At 71.1% G+C, this 22,756-nt stretch carries 21 protein-coding genes; 13 read left to right on the forward strand and 8 right to left on the reverse strand.

The window, feature by feature from the left end:
* Positions 1 to 185: 185 nt before the first annotated feature.
* The 4 genes from gltB to OG293_RS27505 all read left to right on the forward strand — a co-directional run bounded on the left by gltB (position 186) and on the right by OG293_RS27505 (position 7,666).
* Positions 186 to 4,745: a glutamate synthase large subunit gene (gene gltB, locus OG293_RS27490; protein ID WP_406001461.1), complete on the forward strand. Its 4,560-nt coding sequence runs from the start codon at positions 186 to 188 to the stop codon at positions 4,743 to 4,745.
* Entirely contained in the window at positions 4,738 to 6,198 is a 1,461-nt protein-coding gene (locus tag OG293_RS27495; protein WP_406001462.1) for a glutamate synthase subunit beta, read from the forward strand. Before gltB ends, OG293_RS27495 begins: the two co-directional genes overlap by 8 nt.
* Positions 6,199 to 6,386: 188 nt before the next feature.
* Positions 6,387 to 7,106, forward strand: coding sequence for a vWA domain-containing protein (locus OG293_RS27500; RefSeq protein WP_406001463.1), 720 nt, complete (start codon positions 6,387 to 6,389; stop codon positions 7,104 to 7,106).
* Positions 7,103 to 7,666: a HutD family protein gene (locus tag OG293_RS27505; protein WP_406001464.1), complete on the forward strand. Its 564-nt coding sequence runs from the start codon at positions 7,103 to 7,105 to the stop codon at positions 7,664 to 7,666. The genes OG293_RS27500 and OG293_RS27505 overlap by 4 nt, the downstream gene beginning before the upstream one ends.
* Before the next feature lie 57 nt (positions 7,667 to 7,723).
* Here the strand turns inward: OG293_RS27505 and OG293_RS27510 are convergent, their stop codons facing one another.
* Complete coding sequence (locus OG293_RS27510; RefSeq protein ID WP_406001465.1) at positions 7,724 to 8,017, reverse strand: hypothetical protein; 294 nt, start codon at positions 8,015 to 8,017, stop codon at positions 7,724 to 7,726.
* Here OG293_RS27510 and OG293_RS27515 point away from each other — a divergent pair.
* Entirely contained in the window at positions 8,004 to 8,192 is a 189-nt protein-coding gene (locus OG293_RS27515) for a hypothetical protein (RefSeq protein WP_406001466.1), read from the forward strand. The two genes, OG293_RS27510 and OG293_RS27515, sit on opposite strands and share 14 nt — an antisense overlap.
* The gene (locus OG293_RS27520; protein WP_406001467.1) at positions 8,189 to 8,662 is read left to right on the forward strand and encodes a pyridoxamine 5'-phosphate oxidase family protein; all 474 of its coding nucleotides are present in this window, start codon (positions 8,189 to 8,191) and stop codon (positions 8,660 to 8,662) included. The genes OG293_RS27515 and OG293_RS27520 overlap by 4 nt, the downstream gene beginning before the upstream one ends.
* A 15-nt stretch (positions 8,663 to 8,677) precedes the next feature.
* Here the strand turns inward: OG293_RS27520 and OG293_RS27525 are convergent, their stop codons facing one another.
* Together OG293_RS27525 and OG293_RS27530 are read right to left on the reverse strand one after the other, a co-directional pair.
* A complete protein-coding gene (locus tag OG293_RS27525; RefSeq protein ID WP_406001468.1) occupies positions 8,678 to 9,799 on the reverse strand; it encodes an acyl-CoA dehydrogenase family protein in 1,122 nt (373 codons plus the stop codon).
* Complete coding sequence (locus OG293_RS27530) at positions 9,799 to 10,947, reverse strand: acyl-CoA dehydrogenase family protein (RefSeq protein WP_406001469.1); 1,149 nt, start codon at positions 10,945 to 10,947, stop codon at positions 9,799 to 9,801. Before OG293_RS27530 ends, OG293_RS27525 begins: the two co-directional genes overlap by 1 nt.
* A gap of 49 nt (positions 10,948 to 10,996) precedes the next feature.
* Between OG293_RS27530 and OG293_RS27535 the strand changes: the two genes are divergently transcribed.
* The 5 genes from OG293_RS27535 to OG293_RS27555 all read left to right on the forward strand — a co-directional run bounded on the left by OG293_RS27535 (position 10,997) and on the right by OG293_RS27555 (position 15,660).
* Entirely contained in the window at positions 10,997 to 11,782 is a 786-nt protein-coding gene (locus OG293_RS27535) for an SDR family oxidoreductase (protein WP_406003728.1), read from the forward strand.
* 15 nt (positions 11,783 to 11,797) lie between these two features.
* Complete coding sequence (locus tag OG293_RS27540) at positions 11,798 to 12,409, forward strand: TetR/AcrR family transcriptional regulator (protein WP_406001470.1); 612 nt, start codon at positions 11,798 to 11,800, stop codon at positions 12,407 to 12,409.
* A gap of 17 nt (positions 12,410 to 12,426) precedes the next feature.
* Positions 12,427 to 13,584 (forward strand): acetyl-CoA C-acetyltransferase, encoded by a 1,158-nt coding sequence (locus tag OG293_RS27545; protein WP_406001471.1) that lies wholly within the window; start codon positions 12,427 to 12,429, stop codon positions 13,582 to 13,584.
* A 196-nt stretch (positions 13,585 to 13,780) separates the two neighbouring features.
* Positions 13,781 to 13,984: a cold-shock protein gene (locus tag OG293_RS27550; RefSeq protein WP_003969786.1), complete on the forward strand. Its 204-nt coding sequence runs from the start codon at positions 13,781 to 13,783 to the stop codon at positions 13,982 to 13,984.
* Between the two features lie 92 nt (positions 13,985 to 14,076).
* On the forward strand, positions 14,077 to 15,660 hold the full coding sequence (locus OG293_RS27555) for a DEAD/DEAH box helicase (RefSeq protein ID WP_406001472.1): 1,584 nt from the start codon (positions 14,077 to 14,079) through the stop codon (positions 15,658 to 15,660).
* A 224-nt stretch (positions 15,661 to 15,884) separates the two neighbouring features.
* Here the strand turns inward: OG293_RS27555 and OG293_RS27560 are convergent, their stop codons facing one another.
* Genes OG293_RS27560 through OG293_RS27575 form a run of 4 tightly spaced genes read right to left on the reverse strand, consistent with a single transcriptional unit; the run spans position 15,885 to position 19,265 of the window.
* A complete protein-coding gene (locus OG293_RS27560; protein WP_406001473.1) occupies positions 15,885 to 16,955 on the reverse strand; it encodes an NAD(P)H-dependent flavin oxidoreductase in 1,071 nt (356 codons plus the stop codon).
* The gene (locus tag OG293_RS27565) at positions 16,955 to 17,671 is read right to left on the reverse strand and encodes a CoA-transferase subunit beta (RefSeq protein WP_406001474.1); all 717 of its coding nucleotides are present in this window, start codon (positions 17,669 to 17,671) and stop codon (positions 16,955 to 16,957) included. Before OG293_RS27565 ends, OG293_RS27560 begins: the two co-directional genes overlap by 1 nt.
* The gene (locus OG293_RS27570; protein WP_406001475.1) at positions 17,668 to 18,519 is read right to left on the reverse strand and encodes a CoA transferase subunit A; all 852 of its coding nucleotides are present in this window, start codon (positions 18,517 to 18,519) and stop codon (positions 17,668 to 17,670) included. The genes OG293_RS27565 and OG293_RS27570 overlap by 4 nt, the downstream gene beginning before the upstream one ends.
* Entirely contained in the window at positions 18,516 to 19,265 is a 750-nt protein-coding gene (locus OG293_RS27575; RefSeq protein WP_406001476.1) for an enoyl-CoA hydratase family protein, read from the reverse strand. Before OG293_RS27575 ends, OG293_RS27570 begins: the two co-directional genes overlap by 4 nt.
* Positions 19,266 to 19,321: 56 nt before the next feature.
* Here OG293_RS27575 and OG293_RS27580 point away from each other — a divergent pair, with 56 nt between their 5' ends.
* Positions 19,322 to 20,179, forward strand: coding sequence for an SDR family oxidoreductase (locus OG293_RS27580; protein WP_406001477.1), 858 nt, complete (start codon positions 19,322 to 19,324; stop codon positions 20,177 to 20,179).
* A 1-nt stretch (position 20,180) separates the two neighbouring features.
* Positions 20,181 to 21,068 (forward strand): SDR family oxidoreductase, encoded by an 888-nt coding sequence (locus tag OG293_RS27585; protein ID WP_406001478.1) that lies wholly within the window; start codon positions 20,181 to 20,183, stop codon positions 21,066 to 21,068.
* A 160-nt stretch (positions 21,069 to 21,228) separates the two neighbouring features.
* Here OG293_RS27585 and OG293_RS27590 read toward each other — a convergent pair whose 3' ends face one another.
* Entirely contained in the window at positions 21,229 to 22,737 is a 1,509-nt protein-coding gene (locus tag OG293_RS27590; RefSeq protein ID WP_406001479.1) for an ankyrin repeat domain-containing protein, read from the reverse strand.
* Positions 22,738 to 22,756 lie beyond the last annotated feature (19 nt).

Genomic DNA, 22,756 nt, shown 5'->3' on the forward strand with positions numbered 1-22,756 from the left:
GGGCCCTGCGGATATCGATCTGTCCGCTTGTGACCCACCTCCACCGCTTCGCGCGGTGTCCGCATGCTGGAATGAGCTATCCGCTTTTCGAGAAGCACTCCATCATGTAACCTGCACGAAATTTCGCAGAGGGCCAACGTCGTCCCTCGGCAATTGCATATGCCACGACGACGACGGGAGTGCCGATGCGTTCCGACGCCTGGTCGCCCATGGACGGTCGCCCCGCCCCCCAGGGGATGTACGACCCCCGTAACGAACACGACGCATGCGGTGTCGGGTTCGTGGCCACCCTCACCGGTGTTGCCAGCCATGAGCTGGTCGAGCAGGCGCTGACCGTACTGCGGAACCTCGAGCACCGCGGCGCCACCGGCTCCGAGCCCGACTCCGGGGACGGCGCCGGCATCCTGCTTCAGGTGCCGGACGCGTTCCTGCGTGAGGTGAGCGGATTCGAGCTCCCCGAGGCCGGCTCGTACGCCGTCGGTATCGCCTTCCTCCCCGCACAGGACAGCGAGGACGCCGTCTCACGGATCGAGACGATCGCCGCCGAGGAGGGCCTCGCGGTCGTCGGCTGGCGCGAGGTCCCCGTCACGCCGGAGCTCCTCGGCAACGGCGCCCGCGCCACGATGCCCGCCTTCCGCCAGCTCTTCGTGGCCGACGGCGAGAGCACGGGCATCGCGCTCGACCGCAAGGCCTTCGTCCTGCGCAAGCGCGCCGAGCGCGAGGCGGGGGTCTACTTCCCCTCGCTCTCCGCCCGCACCATCGTCTACAAGGGCATGCTGACCACCGGCCAGCTGGAGCCCTTCTTCCCGGACCTCTCCGACCGGCGCTGCGCCACCGCCGTCGCCCTGGTCCACTCGCGGTTCTCGACGAACACCTTCCCGAGCTGGCCGCTGGCCCACCCGTACCGCTTCGTCGCGCACAACGGCGAGATCAACACGGTCAAGGGCAACCGCAACTGGATGCGCGCCCGTGAGTCCCAGCTCGTCTCGGACCTCTTCGGCCCCGACAAGCTCGACCGCATCTTCCCGGTCTGTACGCCCGACGCCTCCGACTCCGCCTCCTTCGACGAGGTCCTGGAGCTGCTCCACCTCGGCGGCCGTTCGCTGCCGCACTCGGTGCTGATGATGGTTCCCGAGGCGTGGGAGAACCACGACTCGATGGACCCGGCCCGCCGTGCCTTCTACCAGTTCCACTCCACGATGATGGAGCCCTGGGACGGCCCGGCCTGTGTCACCTTCACCGACGGCACCCAGGTCGGCGCGGTCCTCGACCGTAACGGTCTGCGCCCCGGCCGCTACTGGGTCACCGACGACGGACTCGTCGTGCTCTCCTCCGAGGTCGGCGTCCTCGATATCGACCCGGCCAAGGTCGTCCGCAAGGGCCGCCTCCAGCCCGGCCGGATGTTCCTGGTCGACACCGCCGAGCACCGCATCATCGAGGACGACGAGATCAAGTCCGCCCTCGCCGCCGAGCACCCGTACGCGGAGTGGCTGGAGACCGGCGAGATCGAGCTGGAGGACCTCCCCGAGCGCGAGCACATCGTCCACACCCACGCCTCGGTCACCCGCCGCCAGCAGACCTTCGGCTACACCGAGGAAGAGCTGCGCGTCATCCTCGCGCCCATGGCCCGCACCGGCGGAGAGCCGCTCGGCTCCATGGGCACGGACTCGCCGATCGCGGCCCTCTCCGAGCGCCCCCGACTGCTCTTCGACTACTTCACCCAGCTCTTCGCGCAGGTCACCAACCCGCCGCTGGACGCCATCCGCGAGGAGCTCGTCACCTCGCTCCTGTCCTCGCTGGGCCCGCAGGGCAACCTCCTGGAGCCGACCTCGGCCTCCTGCCGCAGTGTCACACTGCCCTTCCCGGTGATCGACAACGACGAGCTCGCCAAGCTCATCCACATCAACGCCGACGGCGACATGCCGGGCATGAAGGCCGCCACGCTCGCCGGTCTCTACCGGGTCAGCGGCCGGGGCGACGCCCTCGCGGAGCGCATCGAGGCGATCTGCGCCGAGGCGGACGCGGCCATCGAGGACGGTGCCCGCCTGATCGTCCTCTCCGACCGCCACTCGGACGCCGAGCACGCGCCGATCCCGTCGCTGCTGCTCACCTCCGCCGTGCACCACCACCTCATCCGCACCAAGCAGCGCACCCAGGTGGGTCTGCTGGTCGAGGCCGGTGACGTCCGCGAGGTACACCATGTCGCACTCCTCATCGGCTACGGCGCGGCAGCCGTCAACCCCTACCTGGCGATGGAGTCGGTCGAGGACCTGGTCCGCGCCGGCACCTTCATCGAGGGCCTGGAGCCCGAGCAGGCCATCCGCAACCTGATCTACGCGCTCGGCAAGGGCGTCCTGAAGGTCATGTCCAAGATGGGCATCTCGACCGTCGCCTCCTACCGCGGCGCCCAGGTCTTCGAGGCCGTCGGCCTGGACGACTCCTTCGTCGAGAAGTACTTCAACGGCACCGCCACCAAGATCGGCGGCGCCGGCCTCGACGTCGTCGCCAAGGAGGTCGCCGCCCGGCACGCCAAGGCCTACCCGGCCTCCGGCATCGCCGCGTCGCACCGCGCGCTGGAGATCGGCGGCGAGTACCAGTGGCGCCGTGAGGGCGAGCCGCACCTGTTCGACCCGGAGACGGTCTTCCGCCTCCAGCACGCCACGCGCAGCAAGCGCTATGACATCTTCAAGAAGTACACGGACCGCGTGAACGAGCAGTCCGAGCGGCTGATGACGCTGCGCGGCCTGTTCGGCTTCACGTCCGACCGCGAGCCGATCGCACTCGACGAGGTCGAGCCGGTCAGCGAGATCGTCAAGCGCTTCTCCACCGGCGCGATGTCGTACGGCTCCATCTCCCGCGAGGCTCACGAGACCCTCGCCATCGCCATGAACGAGCTGGGCGGCAAGTCCAACACCGGTGAGGGCGGCGAGGACGCGGACCGGCTCTACGACCCCGAGCGCCGCTCCTCGATCAAGCAGGTCGCCTCCGGCCGCTTCGGTGTCACCAGCGAGTACCTGGTCAACGCCGACGACATCCAGATCAAGATGGCGCAGGGCGCCAAGCCCGGCGAGGGCGGCCAGCTGCCCGGCCACAAGGTCTACCCCTGGGTCGCCAAGACCCGGCACTCGACCCCGGGCGTCGGCCTGATCTCGCCGCCGCCGCACCACGACATCTACTCCATCGAGGACCTGGCTCAGCTGATCCACGACCTCAAGAACGCCAACCCGGCAGCCCGCATCCATGTGAAGCTGGTCTCCGAGGTCGGCGTCGGCACGGTCGCCGCGGGTGTCTCCAAGGCCCACGCGGACGTCGTCCTCATCTCCGGCCACGACGGCGGCACCGGCGCCTCCCCGCTGACGTCGCTGAAGCACGCGGGCGGCCCGTGGGAGCTCGGCCTCGCCGAGACCCAGCAGACCCTTCTGCTCAACGGCCTGCGCGACCGCATCGTCGTGCAGACGGACGGTCAGCTCAAGACCGGCCGGGACGTCGTCATCGCCGCGCTGCTGGGCGCCGAGGAGTTCGGTTTCGCGACCGCGCCGCTCGTCGTCTCCGGCTGCGTGATGATGCGCGTCTGCCATCTGGACACCTGCCCGGTCGGCATCGCCACCCAGAACCCGGTCCTGCGCGACCGCTTCTCCGGCAAGGCCGAGTACGTCGTCAACTTCTTCCGCTTCATCGCCGAAGAGGTCCGGGAGATCCTCGCCGAGCTGGGCTTCCGCACGATCGAGGAGGCCGTCGGCCACGCCGAGGTGCTTGAGACCGAGCGTGCCGTGAGCCACTGGAAGGCGCAGGGCCTGAACCTGGCACCCCTCTTCCACGTCCCCGAGCTGCCGGAAGGCGCCGTGCGCCACCAGCTGATCGAGCAGGACCACGGTCTGGAGAAGGCCCTCGACAACGAGCTGATCGAGCTCGCCGCCGAGGCCCTGAAGGTGGCCACGGCCGAGGACGCCCAGCCCGTTCGCGCGCAGGTCGCGATCCGGAACATCAACCGGACCGTCGGCACGATGCTCGGCCACGAGGTGACACGGAAGTTCGGCGGCGCGGGCCTGCCCGACGACACCATCGACATCACCTTCACCGGTTCTGCCGGCCAGTCCTTCGGCGCTTTCGTCCCGCGCGGTGTGACGCTGCGGCTGGAGGGCGACGCCAACGACTACGTGGGCAAGGGCCTCTCCGGCGGCCGTATCGTCGTCCGCCCGGACCGGGGCGCCGACCACCTGGCCGAGTACTCCACCATCGCGGGCAACACCATCGCCTACGGCGCGACCAGCGGCGAGCTGTTCCTGCGAGGCCGCACCGGCGAGCGGTTCTGCGTCCGCAACTCCGGCGCCACGGTCGTCTCGGAAGGCGTGGGCGACCACGGCTGCGAGTACATGACCGGCGGCCACGCGGTGGTGCTGGGCGAGACCGGACGCAACTTCGCGGCCGGCATGTCCGGCGGCGTCGCGTACGTTGTCGACCTCGACCGGGACAATGTCAACTCCGGGAACCTGGAAGCGATCGAGGCCCTGTCCGACTCCGACAAGCAGTGGCTGCACGATGTCGTGCGCCGCCACCAGGAGGAGACGGGCTCGACCGTCGCAGAGAAGCTGCTGGCCGAGTGGCCCGTCGCCGTGGACCGCTTCAGCAAGATCATCCCGACCACGTACAAGGCCGTGCTCGCCGCCAAGGACGCCGCTGAGCTCGCCGGTCTCTCCGAGCAGGAGACCACCGAGAAGATGATGGAGGCGGCGACCCATGGCTGACCCCAAGGGCTTCCTGACCACCGGCCGCGAGGTCGCCCGGACCCGTCCGGTGGACGAGCGTCTGAAGGACTGGAACGAGGTCTACGTTCCCGGCTCGCTGCTGCCGATCATCAGCAAGCAGGCCGGGCGCTGCATGGACTGCGGCATCCCGTTCTGCCACAACGGCTGTCCGCTGGGGAACCTCATCCCCGAGTGGAACGACTACGCCTACCGCGAGGACTGGGCCGCGGCGAGCGAGCGCCTGCACGCGACCAACAACTTCCCGGAGTTCACCGGGCGGCTGTGCCCCGCTCCCTGCGAGGCCGCGTGCGTCCTCGGCATCAACCAGCCGGCCGTCACCATCAAGAACGTCGAAGTCTCGATCATCGACAAGGCGTGGGACACCGGCGACGTCCGTCCGCAGGCCCCGGACCGCCTCTCCGGCAAGACGGTCGCGGTCATCGGATCGGGCCCCGCGGGCCTGGCCGCCGCCCAGCAGCTGACCCGGGCCGGCCACACGGTCGCGGTGTACGAGCGCGCCGACCGCATCGGCGGACTGCTGCGCTACGGCATCCCCGAGTTCAAGATGGAGAAGGTGCACATCAACCGCCGCATCGAGCAGATGCGCGCGGAGGGCACCAAGTTCCGTACCGAGGTGGAGATCGGCCGCGACGTCGACGCGGCGAAGCTGCGGCGGCGGTACGACGCGGTGGTCATCGCCGCGGGCGCGACCGTCTCCCGGGACCTTCCGGCCCCGGGCCGTGAGCTGAACGGCGTCCACTTCGCGATGGAGTACCTGCCCCTCGCCAACAAGGTGCAGGAGGGCGACTTCGTGGCCCCGCCGATCACCGCCGAGGGCAAGCACGTCGTGGTCATCGGCGGCGGTGACACGGGCGCCGACTGCGTGGGCACGGCGCACCGCCAGGGCGCGGCCTCGGTCACCCAGCTGGAGATCATGCCGCGGCCGGGCGACGAGCGTGCGGCCGGCCAGCCGTGGCCGACCTTCCCGATGCTCTACAAGGTCACCTCCGCGCACGAGGAGGGCGGCGAGCGGGTCTACTCCGTCTCGACCACCCACTTCGAGGGCGACGAGGACGGCAACGTGCAGTTCCTGCACCTGATCGAGGTCGAGTTCGTCGACGGCAAGCTGACCCAGAAGCCGGGCACGGAGCGCCGCATCCCGGCGCAGCTGGTCACCCTGGCCATGGGCTTCACCGGCACGGACCGGTCCAACGGTCTCGTCGAGCAGTTCGGACTGGACCTCGACGAGCGCGGCAACGTGGCGCGCGACGCCGAGTTCCAGACCAATGTCCCCGGAGTCTTCGTCGCGGGTGACGCCGGCCGCGGCCAGTCGTTGATCGTCTGGGCGATCGCCGAGGGCCGCTCGGCAGCGCGCGGAGTGGACCGGTTCCTCACCGGGGCGAGCGAGCTCCCGGCCCCGATCCGCCCGACCGACCGTGCGCTGACGGTCTGACGCTCCACCTCAATAGTCGTCCCGTACAACGGCGTACGGAAACGAACGCGGCGCCTGCCCGTCCCCGACCGGACATGGGCGGGCGCCGCGCTGCGTCCTGCCTTCGGGCTGCTCGGCGCTCCCGCCCGTCGGTGTGACGTACTCTCGGCACTTCCGTCACCCAGACCACAGCGAGAACGGAGCCCGGCATGGCGGCCATCAGCCTCCGTAAGGTCGAGGAGCGGGCGCCCGCGCTCGTGAGCCTCTACAAGAGCGCCGGAGTCTGTCTGGAGAAGCACCGGCTGAGCGAGGAGCGCGCGGCCGTCTATCTGGTCCTCGACTACTCCGGCTCGATGAGGGAGTACTACAAGGACGGCAGTGTCCAGGCGCTCGCCGACCGGGTGCTCGGACTGTCCGCACATCTCGACGATGACGGCCGGGTGCCGGTGGTCTTCTTCTCCACGGACATCGACGCGGTCACCGACATAGCCCTCGACAACCACCGGGGCCGGATCGACGCGATCGTGGCGGGTCTCGGCCATATGGGCAAGACCAGTTACCACCTGGCGATGGACGCGGTCATCGACCACTACATCGACAGCGGCTCGACGGCACCCGCGCTCGTCGTCTTCCAGACGGACGGCGGCCCGATCAGCAAGCACGCTGCGGAGCGCTACCTGTGCAAGGCGGCGAAGCTGCCGCTGTTCTGGCAGTTCATCGGCTTCGGGAACAAGCGGAGTTCGCAGTTCGACTTCCTGCGCAAGCTCGACGAACTCGCCGTCCCGGCCCGGCGTGCCGTCGACAACGCCGGGTTCTTCCACGCCGGACCCGACCCCCGGCAGGTCCCCGACACGGAGCTGTACGACCGGCTCGTCGCCGAGTTCCCGCTCTGGCTCGCCGCCGCACGCGCGCAGGGGATCGTGCGATGACGGTACGACTGCTGCGGGCCGCCGACCGGATGGCCCTCCCGTGGAAGAACGGTGGCGGCGTCACCCGTGAGATCGCCGTCTCGCCCCGGGGCGCCACGACGGGCGGCTTCGACTGGCGGATCAGCCTCGCCGAGGTCGGCGGGGACGGGCCCTTCTCGGCGTTCCCGGGCGTGGACCGGATCCTGACTGTCGTCGAGGGGGACGGCATGGACCTCACGGTCGGCGGGCAGCACATCCGGGCTGATGAGCGCTACCGGCCCTACGCCTTCCCCGGCGACGTGGAGACCGACGGGCGGCTGCTCGGCGGGCCCGTCGTCAACTTCAACGTCATGTATCACAGGGGGCGTACGGCCGCTCTGGTCTCGGTGGTGCGCGGGGGACTGCCGGTCGCCGTGCCGTCCCGCTCGACGGTCGTGGTCGTCGCACTGGACGGATCCACCCGCGTGGAGGAAGCCGGTGTCACCCTCGGTCGGTACGACGCGGCGGCGTGGGACGACGACGCGCCGCTGTCGCTGCGTACGGACGGCCGCGCCGCGGTCGTCACGCTGAGGAGTCCCTGAACCCGTGGCCCGGGCTGTGGCCCGTCCGTGGCCCGAGCCCGTGGCCGGAGCCCGCGGCTATGCCATCCCGGGCGTCCAGTAGTTGTGGACCGCCCTGATCTCCGGACCGCCGCCGGGTCCCGGGATCATGCCCTGCTTCTCGGCGACCGGCATCATCCGCTCCGTGAACGTGTTCATGGCCTCCTCGGACTCCCAGATGTCGTAGATCTCCAGGCCGGAGCCGGTCGCGACGCATGCGTGCGACAGACACCCCGCGAAGAGGTCTCCCGACATGGACTGCAGTTCGCGGTTGAGGGCGTCGTACTGGTCCGTGGTGACGCCCGTCAGGGTGGCATGCATGAAGATCGCCATCGGATTCTCCTCGGCCGGCCGGTGCGGTTCCCGGGTGTGGTTCCTGGTCGCCGCCACGGCGGCGGCCTCCATCCGCTTCCAGCAGAGCACGCCGGCCCCGGGACGGCATCCGATCCGCCGCCGGACGGAAACGCGACAGAAGATGTCCGGATTCAGCGGTTCGATGGTGTCATGACACCGAGCTCATGGGCAGACTTCCAGGCGGCGGAACCCGACTTCGCCGACGCCGTGCAGAGCCGCTTCCAGCTGTACAAGCTTCATGTCCTGGCCACCGTGCGCAGCGACGGTTCGCCACGGGTGAGCGGACTCGAAGTGGACTTCCGCTTCGGACAGCTGTGGCTCGGCATGATGCCGGGCTCCCGCAAGGCGCAGGATCTGCGGCGTGATCCCCGGTTCGCGGTCCATGCGAACCCCGGCCCGGACGACTCCATGGGCGGCGGGGACGTCAAGGTCGCCGGGCGTGCCGTGGAGGAGACCGATCCCGATGTGCTCGCCCGGTTCGTCGAAGAGGTGGGGCCGCCGCAGCCGTTCCATCTCTTCCGCACGGAGCTCGGCGAGGTGGTGCACACGGCAGTCGTCGGCGAGGAACTGGTGGTACGGGCCTGGCGGCCGGGCGCCCCCGTGCGCACGCACCGGCGGCGCTGACGCTCAGGCCTTCACTCATGCCAGGAGCACCGCGGCCCGGCACTGGGCAGGAGTGCCCCATGCGGAGCGCAGCGGTCGCGCCTTGCGCAGCCAGACCGAGAGGTCGAGCTCATCGGTGTAGCCGATCGCGCCGTGCAGCTGCAGCGCGGTGCGTGCGGCCTCGCAGGCGGCCTCGCAGGCGGTCACCTTCGCGGCGGCGACATCGGCGGGGGCCAGGGACAGCGCGGCGCCGTACAGCAGCGGCCGGGCGAATTCGAGCCCGATCAGGGTGTCCGCCAGCCGGTGCTTGACCGCCTGGAAGGAACCGATGGCGGTGCCGAACTGGGTGCGCTGCTTGACGTGGGCGACGGTCCGGTCGAGGAGGGCGAGCCCGACGCCGAGTGCCTGCGCGGCGGTGGCCAGTCGGGCGATGCCGGCCGCGTGTGCGGCGGCGTCCCGCACCTGCGGACCTTCGGCCAGTACCTCGCCGGCTCCGGACGGTTCGGCGAGCCGCCGCACGGGGTCCGCGGAGGGCCGTACGGGCCCGTGTCCGGCAGCGGTGGTCAGCGACGCCGGACGGGCCCGGTCCGCAGCGGCAGGTCCGGAGCGGCCGGGGCCCCTCACGTCCGTATCCCATGCAGGGCCGTCCGCGTGTGTCCCCGAAGCGGCCCGCCCGGAGCCGTGGCCCGCCGCGTCGTCCGTCACCACCAGCGTCACCCCCGCCGCATCCGCGTCCAGCGCATACGGTCCCTGCCGCTGCCCCAACCCCTCTCCCGGCATCGCCAGAGTCGCCGCCCGGTCGCCCGCCATCAGCCCCGGCAGCAGCCGCTTCGCCGGTGCCGCGTCACCGAGCTCCGCGAGGCGTGCCAGCAGTCCCGCCACCGCGACCGTCTCCACCAGCGGTCCCGGTACCGCATGACGCCCCAACTCCACGAAAGCCACTGCCAGTTCGACCGGCAGCAGGCCCACCCCTTCGTACGCCTCCGGGGTGGTGAGCGCGAACACCCCCGCCTCGGCGACACGCGACCACAGCGCCAGCCCCGGGGCATGGTCGCCCCTCGCCCAGGCGCGGGCCACCGCCGGAGTGTCCGCCGCGGTCAGCATCGCGTCCAGCGACCCGGCGAACGCCCTTTGTTCGTCGGTGAGCAGAAAACGCATCAGCGGCGCCCCTTCGGAAGGCCGAGCAGCCGCTCGGCGACGATGTCCCGCTGGATCTCGTTCGTACCGGCGTAGATGGGGCCCGCCAGCGAGAAGACATACCCTTCGGCCCACTCGCCGTCCGCCAGCTCGCCGTCCGCGCCCAGCAGATCGAGCGCCGTCTCGTGGAGCGCGATGTCGTACTCCGACCAGAAGACCTTGTTCATGCTGGACTCGGCGCCGATGCTCTCGCCGGACGCGAAGCGCGTGGCGTTGGCGTAGGTGAACAACTGGTACGCGCGCGCCCCGATCACGGCGTCCGCCACCCGGTCGCGCAGCGCCGTGTCATGGCAGGCGGCTGCCGACGTCCGCCACTGCCGTACGAGGCGGTCCGCGGCGGCGAGGAAACGGCCGGGTGAGCGCAGGGTCAGACCGCGCTCGTTGCCGGTCGTCGACATCGCGATCCGCCAGCCCTGTCCCGGCTCCCCGATCACGTCCTCGTCGGGTACGAAGACCTGGTCGAGGAAGAGCTCGGCGAAGGCGGGCCTGCCGTCGAGCCGTCGGATCGGCCGCACGGTCACCCCCGGCGCGGACAGGTCGAACATCAGATACGTCAGACCGTGATGCGGCCTCGCCGCCTCCGGGTCCGTGCGGAAGATGCCGAACGCGCGGTCGGCGAAGGCCGCCCGCGACGACCAGGTCTTCAGACCGCTCAGCAGCCAGCCGCCGTCCGTACGCTCCGCCCGGGAGGTCAGCGACGCGAGGTCGGAGCCGGATCCGGGCTCCGACCAGGCCTGCGCCCAGACGATCTCGCCGCTCGCCATCGCGGGCAGCACCCGGGCGCGCTGCTCCTCGGTGCCGTGGTCGAAGAGCGTGGGGGCGAGCAGGTTGATGCCGTTCTGCGAGACCCGGCCGGGCGCGCCGGCCGCGTAGTACTCCTCCTCGAAGAGCAGCCAGTGGAAGATGCCGACGCCCCGGCCGCCGTAGGCGCGCGGCCAGGAGACGGCCGACCAGCGGTCCGCGGACAGCCGCGCCTCCCACACCCGGTGCGCCGCGAAGCCTTCCTCCGTCTCCAGGGAGGGGAGCGGCTCGGCGGGCACATGCGCGGCGAGCCAGGCACGGGCCTCGGCACGGAAGGCTTCCTCGTCGGCGGAGTGGTGCAGGTCCATGCGCGCATCCTTCCCTAACAAGTGTTTGGTAGGTTAACGTGCCGCTGTGATGAACAACAGGGCGCAGTACGTACCGGGCCACGGCCTGCTGAAGGGACGTACGGCCGTCATCACCGCCGCCGCCGGCGCCGGCATCGGCGGCGCCACCGCCCGCAGATTTCTGGAGGAGGGCGCCCGCGTCCTCATCAGCGACGCGCACACCCGCCGCCTGGGGGAGAGCGAGGAGGCGCTCGCCGGAGAGTTCGGCGGCGGACGCGTGGCGTCCCTGCCCTGCGACGTCACCGACGAGTCCCAGGTCCTGGCACTGTTCGAGGCGGCCGTGAGCGAGCACGGCGGCCTGGACGTCGTCGTCAACAACGCGGGCCTCGGAGGCACGGCCGCCCTCGTCGACATGGGCGACGAGGCGTGGCACAAGGTCCTCGACGTCACCCTGAACGGCACCTTCCGCTGCACCCGTGCCGCCCTGCGCTCCTTCCGTGACACCGGACGAACCGGCGTCATCGTCAACAACTCCTCCGTCGTCGGCTGGCGCGCCCAGGCGGGCCAGGCCCACTACGCCGCCGCCAAGGCGGGAGTCATGGCGCTCACCCGCTGCGCCGCGATCGAGGCCGCGGAGTACGGCGTACGTGTCAACGCCGTCGCCCCCAGCCTTGCCATGCACCCGCACCTGGTGAAGGTCACCTCGGACGAACTGCTTCGGGAGCTGACCGCCAAGGAGGCCTTCGGGCGGTACGCCGAACCCTGGGAGATCGCCAACACCATCGTCTTCCTGGCCAGCGACTACTCCTCGTATCTGACCGGTGAGGTGGTCTCCGTCAGCAGTCAGCACCCTTAGCCGGAGAATGACCGTGTGCCGAACAAGAAGAAGACCCAGGTGACCGCCTCGCCCGAGCGACGGGGCGAGCTCCTGGCCACCGCCGCCGAGGTGTTCGCCGCCCAGGGCTACAACGCCACCACCGTCCGCACCATCGCGGACCAGGCCGGCATGCTCGCCGGCAGCCTCTACTACCACTTCGATTCCAAGGAATCGATGCTCGACGAGATCCTCTCGACCTTCCTCGACGAGCTCTGGCAGGGGTACGACGCGGTGCTCGCCGCCGGGCTCGGCCCCAGGGAGACGATCGAGGCCCTGGTCACCGAGTCCTTCCGGGAGATCGACCGGCACCGCGCCGCCGTCGCCATCTACCAGAAGGAAGCCCGTCATCTGGCCGCGCAGCCACGCTTCCACTACCTCGCCCACTCGCAGGTGAAGTTCGAGAAGGCGTGGCTGGGGACGCTGGAGCGGGGCGTCGCCGACCACATCTTCCGTGCCGACCTGGACATCCGGCTCACCTACCGGTTCGTGCGCGACACCGTCTGGGTCGCCGCGTCCTGGTACCGGCCGGGCGGCGGACACAGCCCCGAGGAGATCGCCCGGCAGTACCTGTCGATGGTGCTGGACGGGATCGCCCAACGTCAGTAACCGAATCTGGAGTTGTCATGGCCGAGGCCTACATAGTCGACGCGGTTCGCACTCCCGTGGGCAGGCGCGGGGGCGGTCTGTCCCAGGTCCACCCCGCGGACCTGGGCGCGCATGTCCTGCGCTCGCTGGTCGAGCGCTCGGGGGCCGATCCGTCCGCCGTCGAGGACGTCGTCTTCGGCTGCCTGGACGCGGTGGGCCCGCAGGCCGGCGACATCGCCCGTACGGCATGGCTGGCGGCGGGGCTGCCCGAGGAGGTGCCCGGGGTGACGATCGACCGCCAGTGCGGCTCGTCCCAGCAGGCTGTGCACTTCGCGGCCCAGGCGGTGCTCTCCGGCACCCAGGACCTCGTCGTAGCGGGCGGTGTCCAGAACATGACGCAGATCCCGATCGCCTTCGCCTCCCGGCAGGCCGCCGAGCCGCTCGGGCTGACGGCGGGGCCGTTCGCGGGCAGTGACGGCTGGCGCGCCCGGTACGGGGACGCGCCCGTCAACCAGTTCCACGGCGCCCAGCTGATCGCCGAGAAGTGGGGGATCTCACGCCGTGCCATGGAGGAGTTCGCGCTCCTCTCGCACCGGAGAGCCGTCCGCGCGATCGACGAGGGCCGCTTCGGGCGGGAGATCGTGGCGTACGGCGATATGACGGCCGACGAAGGCCCGCGCCGGGACACCACCCTGGAGAAGATGGCGGCCCTGAAGCCGGTCCTGGAGGGCGGCACCATCACGGCGGCGTGCTCCTCCCAGGTCTCGGACGGCGCCGCCGCGATGCTGATCGCGAGCGAGCGCGCCGTCGCCGAGCACGGCCTGACACCGAGGGCCCGCATCCACCATCTGTCCGTACGCGGCGAGGACCCGATCAGGATGCTGTCCGCGCCGATCCCGGCGACCGCGTACGCGCTGAAGAAGACCGGCATGTCGATCGACGACATCGATCTGGTCGAGATCAACGAAGCCTTCGCCCCGGTGGTCCTCGCCTGGCTGAAGGAGACCGGGGCGGACCCGGGCAGGGTCAACGTCAACGGCGGGGCCATCGCGCTCGGCCATCCGCTGGGCGCCACGGGCGTGAAGCTGATGACCACGCTGCTTCATGAACTGGAGCGCACAGGAAGGCGGTACGGACTGCAAACGATGTGTGAAGGAGGAGGCCAGGCCAACGTGACGATCATCGAACGGCTGTGAACACGAGCCTTTCGGAGCGAGGCATGCTACGGTGACTGCGTTGCAGTTTTGGTACCCATGAACTTTATGTGCGCCTGACGGGAATGCTTCCTCAGGCGCACATTATTGTTTCCGGTTCTCCGGATGGGGCTCAATAACAACAACGGGGAATCCACGAGGTGTGGGTTTCCGGCTTGCCCCGTTTTAGGAGAATGACATGGCTACTGGAACCGTGAAGTGGTTCAACTCGGAAAAGGGCTTCGGCTTCATTGAGCAGGACGGCGGCGGCGCCGACGTCTTCGCCCACTACTCCAACATTGCCACCTCGGGCTTCCGTGAGCTCCAGGAAGGCCAGAAGGTCTCGTTCGACGTCACGCAGGGCCAGAAGGGCCCGCAGGCGGAGAACATCGTCCCGGCCTAATTGCTGGACGCGTTTCTCGCAGCCGGGGCCCGCACCGTCGTGGTGCGGGCCCCGGCTTGTGCTGTCCACAGGCCCAGGAAGGCAATATCCGCATGACTCGCTCCGAACGCCCGGCCCGTCCCGCCCGTAAGCGCCCGGTCAACTCCCGCGCCCAGAGCCCCGCGAAGGGCTCCGGAAAGGCTCCCGCCCGCAAGGCGGCGCCCCCGCAGGAGTTCACACTGCCGGAGACCATCACCCCCGCGCTGCCCGCCGTCCAGGCGTTCGACGAGCTCGACATGCCGGCCGCCCTGCTGAAGACCCTTGTCGCGCAGGGCGTCACCGAGCCCTTCCCGATCCAGGCAGCGACCCTGCCGAACTCCCTGGCCGGCCGGGACATCCTCGGCCGCGGGCGTACCGGCTCCGGAAAGACGCTCGCCTTCGGGCTGGCGCTCCTCGCCCGTACGGCGGGCCGGCGCGCCGAGCCGAGGGCACCGCTCGCGCTGGTCCTCGTACCGACGCGTGAGCTCGCCCAGCAGGTCACCGACGCCCTCGCCCCGTACGCCACCTCAGTCCAGCTGCGCATCGCCACGGTTGTCGGCGGCCTGTCCATCAGCAAGCAGGCCGGCACGCTGCGGCGCGGCGCCGAGGTGCTCGTGGCCACGCCCGGACGGCTCAAGGACCTCATAGAGCGCGGCGACTGCATGCTCGACCGGGTGGCGATCACCGTCCTCGACGAGGCCGACCAGATGGCCGACATGGGCTTCATGCCCCAGGTCACCGCCCTGCTCAAGCAGGTCGAGGCGGACGGTCAGCGGATGCTGTTCTCGGCGACGCTGGACAAGAACATCGACCGCCTCGTGCGGATGTTCCTCACCGACCCCGTCGTCCACTCGGTCGACCCGTCGGCCGGCGCGGTCACGACGATGGAGCACCATGTGCTGCACGTCGTGGACGAGACCGACAAGAAGGCGGTCGCCGTCCGCATCGCCGCCCGCGACGGCCGGGTGATCCTGTTCGTCGACACCAAGCGCTCCGCCGACCGTTTCGCCAAGCGGCTGCTGTCCAGCGGCGTACGGGCAGCCGCCCTGCACGGCGGGCGCTCGCAGCCGCAGCGCAACCGCACCCTCGACCAGTTCAAGAACGGGCAGGTCACCGCGCTGGTAGCGACCAACGTCGCGGCTCGTGGCATCCATGTCGACGATCTCGACCTGGTCGTGAACGTCGACCCGCCCGTCGACCACAAGGACTATCTGCACCGCGGTGGCCGCACCGCGCGGGCCGGCGAGTCCGGCAGCGTCGTGACGCTGGTGCTCCCCGAGCAGCGGCGTGAGATGACCCGGCTGATGGCGGACGCGGGCATCAGCCCCAACACCGCCCGGGTCAAGTCCAGCGACGAGGAGCTCAGCCGTATCACCGGCGCGCGCGAGCCCTCCGGTGTCGCGGTCACCGTCGAGGTGCCGCAGCCGGTCGTGCAGCAGCGTCCGCCGCGGACCCGCCGTGCCCAGACGCCCGGACAGGGCGGTGGCCGTGGTGCGCAAGGCGGTGGCGGTGGCCGTGGTGCGCAGGGCGGCGGCAGTGGCGGTGGGGGTGGCCGGAGCCGTGGCCGACGCGGGGGCCAGGCCGCCCAGGGACAGGGCGGCCAGGGAAGCCGCCCCGCCCGCGGTGGCGCTCAGGGCGGCCGCCGCACCGCGGCCTGAGGTCTTTCGTTGGGATCAGGCCGGATCGGTGCGCGGTGCCAGGGCACGCGAGCCCGGCAAGATCCAAACGAGAGGCCCCAGCGTTTCCCGTTGGTCGCCGTACGGTGCGGACCGGCCTCGCCTCGCCGTACGGCGCTGGCCGGGCCTTACCGCACGGCGGCCGTACGCCGGACCGGGTCGGCCCGGGTCGGCCCGGACTTCGGTGCTCCGCCCGACCCCGTTCCTCAGTCGCCGGAGGGGCTCATGCCGAGCGAAGTCCCCAGCCGCCCCAGCACCTGATCCGCCTCGCGCATCACGCGCGCGATCAGTTCCTCGCAGCTCGGCAGATCCTCGATCAGCCCCGCGACCTGCCCGGACGCCATCACACCCAGATCGGTGCGGCCCTCGACCATGGACGCTCTCAGCAGCATCGGGGTGTTCGCGGCCAGCAGGACCTGGCTCCAGGTCAGCTCCCTGCCGTGTTTCATCGCCAGCCCGTCGCCGATCATCCGCCGCCAGGACAGCCCCGAGATCTTCCTGAAGCCGGCGGCCCGGCGGACGGCCCGCGCCAGTCTTCTCGCGCGGCCGGCCCGCTCCAGCGCGTCGACCAGTTCCGTACGGAGCATCCTGTGCGGCAGACCGTCGACGGCGCTGGTCACGGTGGCGTCCTTGACCGTCGCGGCCAGATACTTCGCCTTGACCGCGTCCGGCACGGTCGAGTCGGACGTGAGCAGGAACCGCGTCCCCATGGCGATGCCCGCGGCCCCGTAAGCCAGCGCGGCGACCAGACCCCGCCCATCGTGGAAGCCGCCCGCGGCGATCACCGGAATGCCGACCGCGTCCACCACCTGCGGAAGCAGCACGGTCGTGGCGACATCGCCCGTGTGACCGCCGCCCTCGCCACCCTGCACGATCACCGCGTCCGCGCCCCACGCGGCGACCTTCTCCGCATGCCGTCGGGCCCCGATCGACGGGATCACGATCACGCCCGCGTCCTTCAGCTCGGCGATCAGCTCGCGTGAGGGGGCGAGGGCGAAGGAGGCCACCTTCACGCCTTCGTCGATGATGATCCGTACGCGCTCACGCGCATCGCCCGCGTCCGCCCGGAGATTGACACCGAAGGGCGCGTCCGTGCGCAAGGAGACCTCGCGGACCGCCGCGCGCAGCTCGTCGGCCGTCATCGTCGCGGACGCGAGGATGCCGAGCGCGCCCGCGTTCGCCGTGGCCGAGACCAGCCGGGGGCCGGCCACCCACCCCATGCCCGTCTGTACGACGGGGTGCCGCACGCCGGTGAGCTCGGTCAGCGCGGTCTTCATCAGCCGCGCACCTCGCGCTCGCGCAGCCCGCCTGGGTCGATGACCTCGCGGATCAGCCGCAGTTCGGCGGCGGTCGGCTCCCGGGTGTAGGGGACGCCGGACGGGATCGTGAGCGTGAAGCCCGTGGCCTCCTCGATCTGCCCGACCGTGACTCCCGGATGCATGGACGCGAGCCGCATCGAGCGGTCCTCGGTCGCGAAGTCGAACACACCCAGGTCGGAGACGACACGGGGGATGCGGTGGTAGCGGGCGCCCCGGGCGCGGTCGTGGCCGACCCCGCACACCATGTCGACGCGCTCGACGAAGACCCGCGGCGAATGCCGCGGAATCCAGTAACTGACCGGGTTGTTCAGCGTGTTGACGGGCGCTCCGCGCACCCCGAGAAGCTGCCGCTTCGGCTGTGCCCAGTCGCCGATGCAGGAGATGTTCTGGTTGCCGAAGCGGTCGATCTGGCTCGCGCCCATCATCACGTGCCGCCGTCCACCGGTGACCATGACCAGATGCCTGCGGTACGGCAGCCAGCCCTCCACCGCCCCGTCCGAGTCGACCAGCATCGCTTCGCCGTCGGTCAGCAGCAGGTCGGGCGAGAACGTGCGCCGGGCGAGCCGCGCCCCGAACGCCGGGATCAGGCCCATGGGACTGGCCAGCACCTCGCCGTTGTCGCGCCAGGCCTCGGCGCAGGCGATCACGCAGTACTCGGAACGACTGATGGTCACCGCTGCTCCTTGTGCCAGGCCCGGACGGCGGACTGGTAGTCCCGCTCGGCTGCGCCGGACAGGAAGCGCCCGGAGAACTCGGGCCAGGGGGTGGTCGCATACAGCTTCTGGAAGGGCTCGTCCCGGTCGTAGTCCGGGGCGCACGAGGTGAAGTGCGCGCCGTTCGGGGTCTCGACGACACCGGTGACGCTGTGGCGCGACACCAGCAGGGACTGCGGCGGCGCGTCCTTGGTGAGTTCGGCGGTCTCCACGATGCGCTCGCACGACAGGTATGCGGCGTCGGCGGCCTCGCAGAACAGATCGTCGAAGTACGGGTCGGGGCCCAGATACTGGCCGTTGCCGAACCGGTCGGCACGGTTGAGGTGGACGAGTGCGGCATCCATCCTCAGCGCTGGTACGGCGACGAACTCCTCGCCGTCCTCGTACGGTGACGTCACCGTGCGCAGATCGGGGTTGACCCGCATCACGTCCGAGCCGATCCCGGCGCGGACCGGCAGAAACGGCAGCCGGTTGGCGGCGGCGTGCAGCCCCCACATGAACATCGCCTCGTCGATCTCCGTCAGCTCGAACGCCCCGCGTTCGCGGCCGGCGCGGAAGTGGGGTTCGAGCGGGATGGAATCGAGGGTGGCGAAGGCCGCCACGAGCTTCCGGATCTTCCCGGCGGCGGCGAGGAGTCCGACGTCGGGGCCGCCGTAGGAGACGACGGTGAGATCGGTGATCTCGGAGCGGAGCAGCGCTCGCACCAGCGCCATCGGCTTGCGGCGCGAGCCCCAGCCGCCGATGCCGAGGGTCATCCCGCTGCTCAGCCGTCCCACCACGTCCATGGGCGTCATGGTCTTGTCGGTCACGGCTGCGGTTCCTTCCCGAAGCTGTCGCGGACGCGGTCGGCGACGCCGCTGAGGTTGGCCTCGAAGGTGAAGCCCTGCTCGAAGCGGTAGCTGCGGCGTACGTCTACGGGGTCGATGCCGTTGATGGCGGCCTTGGCCAGCCGGATGAGGAGAGCGTCCTTCCGGGCGATCTCGCGCGCCAGCTCCAGTGCGGCGCAGGCCAGTTCGCCGCGTGGGACGACCTTCCAGACCGAGCCGTGGGCGTGCAACTCCTGTGCGGTCGCGGTGCGCGAGGTGTAGTACAGCGCGCGCATCAGATGCTGGGGGACGAGCCGGGCGAGATGGGTGGCCGCGCCGAGTGCGCCCCGGTCCAGCTCCGGAAGTCCGAAGACGGCGTCGTCGGAGGCGACGATCACGTCCGCGTTGCCGACGAGGCCGATGCCGCCGCCCAGACAGAAACCGTTCACCGCCGCCACGACGGGCACTTCGCACTCGTAGACGGCGGCGAAGGCTTCGTAGCAGCCGCGATTGGCGCCGATGAGCGCGCTGTGGCCGGAGTCGCGCTGCATTTCCTTGATGTCGACGCCCGCGTTGAATCCGCGGCCCTCGGCGGCGAGGACGACACAGCGGACGTCGGGGTCGCGGCCGGACGTGCGCAGGGCGTCGGCGAGGTCGTACCAGCCCCGCACGGGAAGTGCGTTGACGGGCGGGAAGTCGACGGTGAGGACGCGGATGCCCTTCTCGGGGCGTGCGGTGGAGACACCCATGGGCGGATCAGCTACCTTTCCACCAAACATTTGTTAGGTGAGGAAGGTAGCAGCCGATGGAGCTGGACGGGAGGGTGGCCGTCGTGACCGGCGGTACCCGCGGTGTCGGCGCAGGCATCGCCGGGGCGTTCCTGCGGGCGGGCGCCCAGGTGGTGATCTGTGCCCGCAGACCACCCGAAGTGCCGCTCCCGGGAGCCGATTTCATACCGGTCGAGCTGCGCGATCCTGAGGCGGTGGGGGAGTTCTTCGACTCGGTCGCGGCCCGGTACGGCCGACTGGACACCCTCGTGAACAACGCGGGCGGTACGCCGTACCGACTGCTCGGCGACGGCGGCGCCGTCCGCCATGCCCGGGTGATCGAGCTCAATCTCGTCGCGCCGCTGACCGCGTCGCTCGCCGCACACGACCACCTCAGGGCCTCCCGCGGCTCGATCGTGATGATCGGCAGCGTGAGCGGCTGCCGCCCCTCCCCGGGCACGGCGGCGTACGGAGCAGCCAAGGCCGGACTGGAGGGTCTGGCCCGCTCCATGGCGGTGGAATGGGCGCCCGAGGTGCGGGTGAACACCCTCGTGCTCGGCATGGTCCGCACCGAGCTGTCCCATCTGCACTACGGGGACGCGGAGGGCGTCGCGGCGGTCGGCCGCACGGTCCCGCTGGGGCGGCTGGCCGAGCCGGCGGAGGTCGGCGGCGCGGCCGTCTTCCTCGCCTCGGACCGGGCCGCCTATGTGAGCGGCGCCTCGCTGCTGGTGCACGGGGGCGGGGAGCGTCCCGCCTTCCTCGACGCCTCGACCGCGGACAACCCGACCGCCGACGCCTCGACCGCGGACAACCCGACCGCCGACGCCTCGACCGCTGACGCCTCGACCGGCGACAACCCGACTGCCGACAACTCGGCTGTGGACAAGGAGAGATGAGATGACCGGGACCGGGATCTGTGCGGGGCGTGTGGTGATCGTGACGGGCGCCGGGCGGGGGCTCGGGCGTGCCCACGCCCTCGCGTTCGCCGCCGAGGGGGCCAAGGTCGTCGTCAACGACCTGGGGGTCGCTCCGGACGGCGCGGGTGCGTCGGCGGGCCCGGCCCGTGAGGTCGTCGAGGAGATCAGGGCGGCCGGCGGTGACGCGGTGGCGCACGACGGCGACATCGCGACGGGCCGGGGCGCGGCGTCCCTCGTCGCCGTCGCGCTGGAGACGTACGGGCGGCTCGACACCCTGGTCAACAACGCCGGGTTCCTGCGGGACCGCATGCTCGTCAATCTCGACGAGGACGACTGGGACGCGGTGATGCGCGTGCATCTGAAGGGCCACTTCCTGCCGCTCAGGCATGCCGCGGCGCACTGGCGCGCCGAGGCGAAGGCGGGAGCGCCGGTCGCGGCCCGGGTGGTCAACACCACCTCCGGAGCCGGGCTCCTGGGCAGCGTCGGACAGGGCAACTACGCGGCCGCCAAGGCGGGGATCGTCGGTCTGACGCTCGTCGCGGCCGCCGAGATGGGCCGGTACGGCGTCCAGGTCAACGCCGTAGCTCCGGCGGCCCGCACACGGATGACCGAGGAGACCTTCGCCTCCCTCGCCGCCCTGCCCGAGGATGTCTCACCGCTCGTCGTCTGGCTGGGGTCGGCGGCCGGTGCGGGCGTGACGGGCCGGGTCTTCGAGGCGGAGGCGGGCCGTATCACCGTCATGGAGGGGTGGCGGCCGGGCCCCGGCATCGACAAGGGGGCGCGCTGGACTCCGGCGGAGGCGGGCGAGGCGGCGCTGAAGCTGCTGGCGGACGCCGAGCCGCCGGGGCAGGTCTACGGGGCTCGCTGAGGGCGGATTCCCGAGCTGCACCGCTCGGCGGTGCCCGCGGCGGGGCGGTCGGGCCCGCTCCCGTACCCCGCCCCTGCCTCTGCCCTGGTCCCTGGCCCTGGCCCTGTCCCGGCCGGCGGCTGTCCTGCCCCGGCCGCCGCCCTCTCCGCCGCCCGCCCCCTCAGCGGTGCCTCGGTGCCGTCCGTTCCAGCCTGCGCCTGAGCTTCGCGTCCCTTATGTGGCCGACCGCCTCGGCCGCCGCCTCGCGGGCATACCCGTCCGGGGCCCCGTCGGCAAGAATCCGGGCCAGGGCCGCCTCCGCGCGCGAGTCCTGACGAATCGCCAGGCCCCGGGCCGCCTCTGCCGCCGTGTCCATGTCCCCGTCCGTCAGCCGCGCCGCCAGCGCCTCGCGGATCTCCTCGGTGTCGGCGTCGAGATCCGCGAGCGCCGTGGTCGCCCAGTCCCTGACATGGGCGTCCGTGTCCCGGCTCAGCTCGATCAGCGTCGCGATGCCCTCCGCGTGGCCGGCGGGTACGAGCCCGAACAGCGAGAGCGCCACCTGGTTGCGCACGTCGGCGTCAGGATGCCGGGCGTGCCGCAGGATCTCCGGCAGCGCGGAGGGATCACCGTGGTGCCCGAGCCCGAGGACGACCGCCTGGATCAGTTCCGGCTCCCGCGCCTCGCGGGACAGCTCGCGCAGCAGCGGCAGCGCACGCGCGGAGAAGGGCTGCAAGCCCTCCTCCCCGACGCCCAGTTGCGCCAGCACATCCGCCGCGAACGCCTGCCGCATCGGATCGTCGCTGGCGCACCACGCGGCCGCCGCCTGGAAGGTCTCCTCGTCGCCGCGGGCCCACAGTGCCATCACGGCCTCGACCCAGTCGTCCTGGTCCGGATCGCCGCAGCTCAGCGCTCGTGCGGCCAGTTCCGCATAGGGCGTCTTGATCCCCACGTCGCTTTCGAGCAGGGTGACGATCGCCGCGTGCCCGGTCTGCTGCTCGTTGCCCGCGGTCGGCGCGCCCTCCCGCAGCAGCTCCACGATGACGGTCACCCCGCCGTCCTCCTCGACCCGGCGAACCACTGCCTCGCACTCGCCGTCCCTCCCGAACGCCTGGAGCAGTCCGTCGCGCAGTTCCTGCTCCACGTCCCGGGCGAGCCACTCCCGGGCCTCCGCCAGCGCTTCCTCCTTCGCCGTGGCGCCGTGCCGCAGCAGCGCGCGCACCGTCGAGGGGGAGCCGCGGCGGGCCGCGAGTACCAGCGGGGCCTCACCGCCCGGTCCCGGCAGATCGGGGTCGGCGCCGTGTTCGAGCAGCGCCTCCGCGGTCGCCGCGTGTCCCAGCGTCACTGCCCAGCGCAGCGCGGTGAAGCCGAATGCCTCCTGCTGATCGGGCAGCGCGCCCGCCGCCAGCAGGGCCCGCACGACCTCGGTGTGCCCACCGACGGCGGCTCCGCACAGCGGCAGATCCCCGGCCTCGGGGCCGCTGGCCCGCCCGGGGTCGGCGCCCGCCGCCAGCAGCAGCCGCACAATGCCCACTTCGTCGCTCACCGCCGCACGGTAGAGCGGCGTCTGCCCGTCCTCGTCGGTCGCGTCCGCGGGGGTCTGGGCCCTCAGCAGCCGTACGACGGCGTCGTCCGCGCCGCCGTACACCGCCTCGAAGAGTGCGCGGACGTCCGTCGTCGGCTCTTTCGTCATGCTTCGAGCCTACGGAAGA

The organism is Streptomyces sp. NBC_00829 (assembly GCF_045161795.1).
Classification (GTDB): Bacteria; Actinomycetota; Actinomycetes; order Streptomycetales; family Streptomycetaceae; genus Streptomyces.